This window comes from Glutamicibacter sp. AOP12-B1-11 (assembly GCF_052379245.1).
Lineage (GTDB): Bacteria > Actinomycetota > Actinomycetes > Actinomycetales > Micrococcaceae > Glutamicibacter.
Genome location: NZ_JBQSYL010000039.1, coordinates 19,107 through 28,104, shown reverse-complemented (window position 1 = coordinate 28,104; position 8,998 = coordinate 19,107). Strand labels below are relative to the sequence as shown.

General features: G+C 67.4%; 7 protein-coding genes and 2 pseudogenes. 2 read left to right on the top strand and 7 right to left on the bottom strand.

Translation table 11 applies throughout. The features are described from left to right. Positions 1 to 190, bottom strand: a pseudogene (locus ACT3UQ_RS17945) (HNH endonuclease); the annotation flags it as partial. A gap of 49 nt (positions 191 to 239) precedes the next feature. Continuing rightward, a complete protein-coding gene (locus ACT3UQ_RS17940; protein WP_444637651.1) occupies positions 240 to 842 on the bottom strand; it encodes a hypothetical protein in 603 nt (200 codons plus the stop codon). Positions 843 to 971: 129 nt separating this feature from the next. On the opposite strand from ACT3UQ_RS17940, the pseudogene ACT3UQ_RS17935 reads away from it, so the two are divergent. Together ACT3UQ_RS17935 and ACT3UQ_RS17930 are read left to right on the top strand one after the other, a co-directional pair. Then, positions 972 to 1,877: pseudogene (locus ACT3UQ_RS17935) on the top strand (amidohydrolase); the annotation flags it as partial. A 52-nt stretch (positions 1,878 to 1,929) separates the two neighbouring features. Beyond that, positions 1,930 to 2,325, top strand: a complete 396-nt coding sequence (locus ACT3UQ_RS17930; RefSeq protein ID WP_444637652.1) for a M20/M25/M40 family metallo-hydrolase — start codon at positions 1,930 to 1,932, stop codon at positions 2,323 to 2,325. Here ACT3UQ_RS17930 and yczE read toward each other — a convergent pair. The 5 genes from yczE to ACT3UQ_RS17905 form a co-directional block, all read right to left on the bottom strand. After that, positions 2,299 to 2,943, bottom strand: a complete 645-nt coding sequence (gene yczE, locus ACT3UQ_RS17925; protein ID WP_105569307.1) for a membrane protein YczE — start codon at positions 2,941 to 2,943, stop codon at positions 2,299 to 2,301. The genes ACT3UQ_RS17930 and yczE overlap by 27 nt on opposite strands. Before the next feature lie 26 nt (positions 2,944 to 2,969). Beyond that, positions 2,970 to 3,587 carry a pyroglutamyl-peptidase I gene (locus ACT3UQ_RS17920; RefSeq protein ID WP_105569306.1) on the bottom strand — a complete coding sequence of 206 codons (618 nt, stop codon included), beginning with the start codon at positions 3,585 to 3,587 and terminating at the stop codon, positions 2,970 to 2,972. Then, complete coding sequence (locus ACT3UQ_RS17915) at positions 3,571 to 3,726, bottom strand: hypothetical protein (RefSeq protein ID WP_181148305.1); 156 nt, start codon at positions 3,724 to 3,726, stop codon at positions 3,571 to 3,573. The genes ACT3UQ_RS17920 and ACT3UQ_RS17915 overlap by 17 nt, the downstream gene beginning before the upstream one ends. A gap of 61 nt (positions 3,727 to 3,787) precedes the next feature. Then, complete coding sequence (locus ACT3UQ_RS17910; RefSeq protein WP_105569305.1) at positions 3,788 to 4,984, bottom strand: heparan-alpha-glucosaminide N-acetyltransferase domain-containing protein; 1,197 nt, start codon at positions 4,982 to 4,984, stop codon at positions 3,788 to 3,790. A 35-nt stretch (positions 4,985 to 5,019) separates the two neighbouring features. Beyond that, positions 5,020 to 8,991: a Pls/PosA family non-ribosomal peptide synthetase gene (locus ACT3UQ_RS17905; protein ID WP_444637650.1), complete on the bottom strand. Its 3,972-nt coding sequence runs from the start codon at positions 8,989 to 8,991 to the stop codon at positions 5,020 to 5,022. Between the last annotated feature and the right edge of the window lie 7 nt (positions 8,992 to 8,998).

Below are 8,998 nucleotides of genomic sequence, written 5' to 3'. Positions count from 1 at the left end.
GGGCCGCCTGGTGATAGCGGTAGCTGGAGATGAGCTCTTCGAGTTCCTCAATGGCTTGGGCGCATTCCGCTTCGCTGCCGTGTTCTTCGATCCACGCCAGTTTGCTCTGCAGCCGACCCATCAGCGATTCGAAATCCTGATGCAGCGCCGGTGTTGGTGGGCGATGTCGTCGCGCCATTGCTTCGGACATACTATAATTCTACCGCATTAGTTCGAAAATGTCTTCGAATATAGTGGTTTTAATGCTGATCGGCGAGCTCCAGCAGCCTTGCGATGCCGCCACGGGCGTCGATCTCATCGTGGTAGCCGGAGCGCACGATCGCGGCGGAGACCGCCTGCGGGGTGATGTCCAGGACCTCGGCGATGGCCTTCTGCTGGCCGCGCACACCGGGGGTCAGCAGGTCGACCACCGCCCATTCGGCCTCGGTGCGGGTGCGCACCGAATGGCCGAGCAGGCGCAGCAGGCCTTCGAGTTCGAGGTCCAGGTCCGGATCGCCGCAGGAGACGCTGATCGGCACGCGTTCCCCGCGATGCGTGGCGGCCTCCAGCGCACCCAGGGCGCGGCGCTGGGCGATGCCTTCGACGAGGTCGGCTTGGTCCGGGACCGGCTCATAGAGCGTGCCGACACCCAATCCGATGTGGCAGAAATTCAACCGGGCACAGCGCATGATCGCGTCGATAGCCGACTGCGCGTCATGCGGCACGCCAAGCAAGAGCTGGCCGCTGAGCGCCATGAACGGTGCATGGGCGTGCACGTGCTCTAGTTGGTCCCAGAGGAGTTCGGCGGCCGCCTGCACGTCGGTGACGGAGCGCGGCTTCGGGCTGAGCGCAAGGACAAACATGATTCAAGTATTGCCTGAGCCGGTGGTTTTGTCGTGCAACCGGCGAAAATGACGATCGCGAGGCGCTGGCCGCCGGCCACGTGGACCTTGTAGTGCTTGACCTCGACGGGAAGAGCCGAATCGGAGTACATGGTTCAAGCATTGCTTGAGTTGGTGGTTTTACAGTGCAACCGGGGAGCGCGACATATGCTTTCCGCAGGGTCGCCGGGGGCATATATTGGGTCTTGTCTGCTGAAAGGGAGCCCCATGGACGTCGCACGCAAGGTATTGGCCGAACTCGACCCGGAACTGGAATGGATCCATGAGACCTATCGTGACCTGCATCGGCATCCGGAATTGAGCCTGGAGGAAACCCGCACCTCGGCGCTGGTGGTCCGCAAGCTGGAAGAGTTCGGCTACCGGGTGCATCGGGTGGGCGGCACCGGGGTGGTCGGCGTGCTGGATAACGGCCCCGGGCGCACCGTGCTGGCCCGCGCGGATATGGATGCACTGCCGGTGCGCGAGGCCACCGGGCTGGACTACGCCTCGGAAAATGACGGGGTGATGCACGCCTGCGGGCACGATGTGCACGTCGCGGCCCTGCTGGGCGCCGCAAAGCTGCTGGCCGACCACCGCGAACAGTGGGCCGGCACGTACCTTGCGCTCTTCCAGCCTGCCGAGGAGACCGCGCAGGGCTCCGCGGCGATGCTCGCCGACGGGTTGGCGGACAAGATCCCCGCCCCCGATGTGGCCTTCGCCCAGCATGTGATGGCGCAGCCGGCCGGGAGCCTGCAGACCGTCGCCGGCCCGGTGCTTTCGGCCGGGGACTCGATCCGCATCACCGTGCACGGCCAGGGGGCACACGGTTCGATGCCGCAGCTGTCGGTGGACCCGGTGGTGCTGGCCGCGGCGATCGTGCTGCGCCTGCAGTCGGTGGTCTCCCGCGAGGTGCAGCCCGGCGAATTCGCGGTGCTGACCATCGGTTCGGTGCAGGTGGGCACGAAGTCCAATATCATCGCGGATAGGGCGACGCTGCTGCTGAACCTGCGCAGCTACGACAATGCGGTGCGCGAAACGCTGATCGCCGCGGTGGAGCGGATCGTCCGCGGTGGAGCGGATCGTCCGCGGGGAGTGCGCGGCGGCCGGCTCCCCGGTGGAACCCGAGTTCGAGTACTACGACCAGTTCCCGCTGACCGCCAACGACGAGGCGGTCACCGAGCGGGTGAGCGCGGCCTTCGAAGCGTACTTCGGGACGGTGGGCAACGCCAGCCGGCAGAGCGCCTCGGAGGACTTCAGCCGGATCCCCGACGCGTTCGGCGTGCCCTACAGCTACTGGCTGCTCGGCGGAATGGACCCGCAGGCCTACGCGGAAGGCAAGGCGGCGGCGAACCATTCGCCGCATTTCGCCCCGCTGATCGAGCCGACCCTGGCCCGCGGCGTGGAAGCCATGGTCATCGCGGCGCTGGGCGAACTGGCCTCAGATCCGCGCGCCGGTGGCGCCTAGTTTGATGATGGTGAAGCGGAAGAAGAACTGCGTGGCGGGACCGATGAGCAGCGCATAGGCCACCGTGCCCAGGCCCACCGGGCCGCCGAGCAGCCAGCCGATGCCCAGCACCAGCAGCTCGATGCTGGTGCGCACCAGCCGGATGCTCAACCCGGTGCGCAGGTGCAGCCCGGTCATCAACCCGTCGCGCGGCCCGGCGCCGAAGTGGCTGCCGATGTACATCGCACCGCCCAGCCCGTTGATCGCGATCGCGCCGAGCAGCGTGAGGATCTGCCAGCCCAGCCCGGAGACCTGCGGAAGGATGAGCAGAAAGAGGTCCAGGGCCAGGCCGATGACAAAGACATTGGCCACGGTGCCGAGCCCCGGCCACTGCTTCATCGGGATCCAGGTCAGCAGCATCAGAACGCCCACGAGGATCACCACGGTGCCCAGCGACAGCGGCACGTGGTGGGTGATGCCCAGGTGGAAGACGTTCCACGGGTCCACGCCCAGATCGGCGCGCACCATCAGCGCCATCGCCAACGCGAAGAGCAGCAGCCCGCCGAACAGGTTCGCCAGGCGCAGCGCGACCCGGCCGGCGGCAAACTGCTGGCGCGGGGATAGGTTCGTCAAGCTCATAGGCTCAACGGTAGCCAGTGCCGGGCCTAGCCGCGAAAGCGGAGGCCCAACAAGTACTCGGTGAGCGACTCGACCAGCTCCGCCAGGCCCAGAGCGCTGCGCTGCCCGGCGGCGTCATCGGTCTCCGCGCCAACCAGCGCCCGCGCGTTGCCGGGGCGCCATGCGGGGACGTGGATAAATTGCGCCGGGATCCCCAAACCGTAGGCGTGGTAGGCGATATGGTTGCACAAGAACCTGCCGGCATCCTCGCTGACCCGAAGCTGACTAGGTGTTTCCAGCGTTGCTTCGCGGCGGTGTGCACCGTTGGGGGCAATGCGCTCGCCGGCCGGTTGGTGGCCGTCGTTATCGGCGATGCGCGCATTGTTCTCGTTGACCGCCCAGCGCTCCAGATTGATCTCGGTGCGTCCGCCGGCCTCGCCGAGCAGCACCAGCGCGTCGGGCTGGTGTGTGCGAAGTAACTCGCCCAGGGTCGGGAATGCGCGGGAGAAGGACACCGGCAGGAGTCCGGTCACGATCTGGTGTTCGCCGGCCGTGGCCGGCAGCCGGCGCACGATCTCGGCGCTGGCGTTGTGGGTGTCGGTTCCGAAGGGCTCAAAGCCGGTGACCAGGATGCGCATGGGTTGCGGTTCAGCTCTGCCCGGCATCCGCGTAGGAACACCAGCGTTCGCGGACCTCGTCGCTCAGTTCCTGCCAGGCCGGGGCATCGGGCATCATCAGCCCGTTCAGTGTCTTGAGCCGGCTTTCATACAGGGCCTGGCCGGCGAGCTCGCGTTCGGTATCCACGGCTCCGAGTATCGCCTACCCGCACGGTGCGGTGCAATCCTTGACACGTTGCGCGTCTTCGCTACGGAGCCACGCGCCGGCGTCGGCGCGCCCGGGAGCGAGCGTTTCGGGCCAGTGAACCGACCAGGTGCTCCAAGGGGCCCTGGGCGAGCCCCGAAACGTTCTTCCAAAGTACCGCGAACAGCAGTGCGCCGCCGATCTGCAGGGAGCAGGAGCTCGCCGGATGCTGCGCGCCCAAGCCGGTGGCCAGCAACAGCAGGTGCAGCGTGTAGAGCGTGAGCGTCATCGAGCCGAGGATGCCCAGCGGGCGCAGCAGCCAGGCGACTCGTTGGCCGAGCATCAGGGCGACGGCGAAAACCAGCAGCGCGACGCCAAGGGTGTTGAGCGTTTCGAAGAGCATATTCGAGTGCGGGGCGAGCGCCACCTGCCACCAGGCGGAATCTAGCGGAACCCCTGAGGGCAGCCCGAAGCTCAGTGATTCATCGACCTCGGCGGCGCTCAGCCAACCTTCGGTCGACTTGATCAGCGCAGACCTGCCGCCCAAGGGGCCGAGCAGCAGCGCCGAGCTGGCCCAGGTTGCTAGCCAGAGGCCCAGCCCGGTCAGCAGCAGGCGCAGTTGCAGATCCTTGGAGCGTAAGTTCAGCGTGCCTAGTGCCATGCCGGCGCAGATATAGCTCATCCACGGCACCGCCGGGTAGGTTCCGGTGAACAGCAGTGCGCTGAGCGTCGCCCCGGGTTCGGTGAAGAGTGTGGTCAGCGACGGATCGATGCCATCCAGGTGGGGCAGCGAAGCGCCCAGCTGCCAAGTGAAAATGGTGCCTAGGGTAGCAAAGCCCAGGCACGCGAAGCCGAGGGTTGCCGCGCTGCGTGAGACCCACGGGATGGCCAGGGCAAACATCACCCCGTAATAGCCGAGGATGATGAACGCAGGCATATCGATGAGCGCCAGCAGCAGGCCCAAACAGAGCATGAATGCCGCGCGGGTAGCTAGCGCGGCCCGCGCCCCGGCCAGTTCGAGCGCCGAATGGCCCGCAGTTCTTGCGCCCAGGCTCAGGCCGACCCCGGCTAGCAGCGCGAACAGGGCCGCGGAGGTGCCCGCGGCGATCCGCCAGATCAGCGTGGGTTCGAAGGCTTCGCTGCTGGCTGGCAGCACGTGGATGGCGATCATGCCCAACAGGGCTAGGCCGCGGGCCGCGTCGATCCCCGCGAGCCGCGACTGCGGCGCCGGGTTCGGGGCGCGCTCGATCTGCTGGTGCATGTGATAACTCTCCAAATTCGATGTCGGGAAGCGGTTCAGGACCAGCTGCGGATCGGGTTGCCGCGCCAACGCCCGTTGGCGGGAACCTGTTCCGAGCGCATCACCAGCGAGCAGGGGCCGATTGCCGCCGCATCGCCAATTCGGCTACCGGGCAGGATCACCCCGTTCGGTGCCAATGTTGCCTGCGCGCCGAGGTGCACCTCCTCCAGGCGCATAATGCGGTCATGGAAGAGATGGGTCTGCAGCACGGTGCCGCGGTTGATGCTTGCTCCGTCGCCGATGCTGATCAGGTCCTGCTCCGGCAGCCACCAGGTTTCGCACCAGACTCGGCGGCCAATGCGCGCGCCGAGCAGGCGAAACCATAAATTGAGCATCGGGGTGCCCAGGCTCATGCGCACCACTCCCGCCACGGCCAGCGACTCGCTGAATACGTCTGCCAGCTCGTTGCGCCAGATGAACGAGGTCCACAGCGGATGTTCCTCGGCCCGGAAACGGCCGACCAGCGCCCACTTGGCGATGAGTGCGGTCAATGCGGCGATGCTCGCCGAGCCCAGCAGCACCGGACCGGACAGCAGCAAGGTGAGTGCCAGCCCGGACCGGTCGAAGATCTCCGAGAGTACCCAGACGGTGCCCAGCGCCAGCCAGCTGGTGATGAGCATCGGCAAGATGCGGCAAAGCTCGACCAGGGCGCGGGCGGCCATCAGCCCTCGCGATGGATTGTAGGTCAGCGCGGATTCGGCGTTGTCTATCGGGCGGGGCAGTTCCATGGCCGGGCGGCCAAACCAGTTTGACGCGACCGGCATGTCCTGCGGAGCCGACGAGAGCACGGCGATCAGCGAATCGGCCGGCACCACGGTGTCCGGCCCGACGATGGCCGAGTTGCCCACAAAGGACTTCGCCCCGACCGTTGCCTGCCCCAGCTGCAGCCACTGGCCGCGAACTCGCCGATGGGAGGCCAACGAGTGATCGGCCATGAAGCAGCGGTCGCCCAGCGTGGTCAGGTGCGGGATGGTTTCCAGGGTGGAGATTTCGGTGTGCGCCCCGACCTTGGCGCCGAGCATCCGCAGCCACAGCGGGGTGATGATGCTTGCGTAGATCGGGTACAGGGACATCAGCGACTTGGCCAGCAGCAGGTTGCTCAGCCAGCAGGCCCAGGCGGTGAGGCCGTGGGCGCTGTGGAAGCCGGGAGTCAGCAAGCGGGCCAGCAGCCGGACGCTGAGCGCGGTGAGGCCGGCGAAGCTGAGCACCATCAGCACGATGAACACCGGTGCCCAAGCGGCCAGCTGCCAGAGCACTTCGCCCAGCGCGGAGCCGCCATCGATCAGCGAGAACAGGAGCAGCCCGCCGGGCAGCACCGAGAGCATCGGGAGCAGGGCCAGATAGCCCAGGCCCAGCGCGTAGAGCCCGCCGAGGCCGGCGCGGAAGCCGTGGCGCGGTGCGCGGGGCTCGGCCTGCGGCCAGCTGTCGCCCGCGACGCCTGCATATTCCAGCGGGGAGCCCGAGACGAGCTCATTGGGCCCAACCGTTCCGTCCACGCTGCTGCCGGCCTCGATCTCCGCCCCGTTGCCGATCCGCGCGCCGGGGTTAACAGTTGAACGGGTGCCGATGCGCACCCGCTGGCCGATGTCGATCTGCCCGATGCGCAGAGTGTCCCCGTCGAGCCAATGCCCGGCGAGGTCAACCTCGTATTCGATGGCCGTGTCCGAGCCGATGCGGGCCAGCCCGGTGACGGGAGGCATGGCGTCGAGGTGCACATTCTTGCCGATCTTATTGCCCAGGGCGCGGGCGTACCACGGTGCCAGCGGCGTGCCCATCAGCGCTTCGACTTTTGCGAAGGTCACGATGCGCTCCACCGCCCAAAGGCGCAGATGCACGCCGCCGCCGCGCCGGTAGGCACCGGCGTGCACCCCGGCGAGCAGCAGGCGGGCCGAAACCACGACCAGCAGCACCCGGAAGGGCAAGGTGTAGAGCACCACCCAGGCCGCCAGGAGCGGGATCAGCGGCGGGTTGGGAACCCAGCTGGCATCCATGAAGTTGAACAGGATCCAGCACACCAATGCCATGCCGGTGACGTAGCGCAAACCGATGATCGAGTACAGGGCACCGATGACTGGTGCCTGCACCAACCCGATCCACCATCCGGTTGGCCGCTGTTCGCGGACCGTTGCCTCGGTGGTTCCCTGGGCGTCCAGATGTGCCGCCAGCGCGCCGAGGGTGGGCCGGTTATAGATATCGGCGATGGACGCCTGCCGGTGGCGGGTGCGCAGCACGCCAACCAGTTGGGCCGCCGCCACGCTGGCGCCGCCTGCGGCGAAGAAGTCGCTGTCCGCATCCAAAGCCACCGGGCCGAGCAGCTCGGTCCAGATCTCGGCAACCCAGCCTTCGGTGCCGGTGAGCCGATGCCCAATCGGTTCTTCCGTGGCGCCATGGAGCGGCCAGGGCAACCCCTTGCGGTCCACCTTGCCGGAGGTTTTCAGCGGCAGCTCGGTGACCTGCCCCAGCGCGGGGACCAGCTGGGCGGGCAGGAATTCGGCGAGTCGGGATCGGCAGGCCGCCAGGTCGAGGGCGGCACCGAGTTCGGGAACCAGGTAGCCGGCCAGCACCTTATTTCCGCTCGGGGTGGACTGCACCGCCGCGGCCGCTTGGGCCACGCCGGGCAGCGCCGCCAACGCCTCGTCGATCTCGCCGAGTTCCACGCGGCGCCCGCCGAGCTTGACCTGCTCGTCGGCGCGGCCCACAAAAAGCAGCCCGTCGCGCTCGGCGCGGACCATATCCCCGCTACGGTAGGCCCGCTCCCAGCCCAGGGTCGGCATCGGGGCGTACTTCTGCGCGTCCTTCTGCGGGTCGAGGTAGCGTCCCAGGCCCACGCCGCCGATGATCAGCTCACCCTCCGAGCCCCAGGGCACCGGAAAGCCTTCGGCGTCAACCACGGCCAGGTCCCAGCCGCGCAGCGGCAAGCCGATGCTGACCGGACCACCGCCAGCCACGGGCGCTCCGCAGGCGATCACCGTGGCTTCGGTCGGCCCGTAGGTGTTCCAAACCTCGCGGGTTGGACCGGCCAGGCGCTCGACCAGCTCCGGCGGGAGCGCTTCGCCGCCGAAAATCAGCAGGCGGATATTCTCCAGGGTTTCCGCCGGCCACAGGGCTGCGAGCGTGGGAACGGTGGAGACCACGGTGACCTTGCGCTCGCCGAGCCAGTCGCCGAGGTCGGCGCCGGAGCGCACGATGTCCCGCGGCGCCGGAACCAGGCAGGCCCCGTGGCGCCAGGCGAGCCACATTTCCTCGCAGGAGGCGTCAAAGGCGACAGAAAGTCCGGCCAGCACCCGGTCCCCGCGGGTCAGCGGGGCATCCTGGAGGAACATCTCGGCCTCCGCATCGGCCCAGGCGGCCGCCGATCGGTGGGTGATGGCCACGCCCTTGGGCTTTCCGGTGGAACCGGAGGTGAAGATGATCCACGCGTCATCGACCGGGGTGGGAAACGGGCTATTGCCTTGCGTGCGCACTCCCGCGCGGTGGGTGATGGCCAGGTTCTCGCCGATGACCACGCAGACTCCGGCTTCCTCCCACACCGTGGTGGCGCGATCCTCGGGCTCGTCGGCGTCCACCGGGACGTAGGCCGCCCCGGCGAAGAGGGTGCCCAAAATGGCGACGTAGAGATTCTTGGAACCCGAAGGCACCCGCACCCCGACGCGGTCCCCGGCGCCGATGTCCATGGCCCACAGTCGTTTGGCTAATTCTTCGGTTTCAACACGCAACTGGGCGTAGCTCAGCGCACAGGTTCCGTCGTCGAGGGCCAGCGCCGAAGGGTAGACCTCCATGGTCGTGGTGATGATATCGACCAGGGTCCGCGCGGGAGCCGGTGCGGTGCTCGCAAAGAGTGCTGTTTCGCTGTCCGCCGGATTCTCGACTGCCGAGGAGTCAAATTTGTGTGCTGCCGGAATAACGTCCGACGAGGCGCCGGAGCGCGCGGAATAGTCCCAATCGATCAATTTTCCCCCAAGGATCATTGTTATG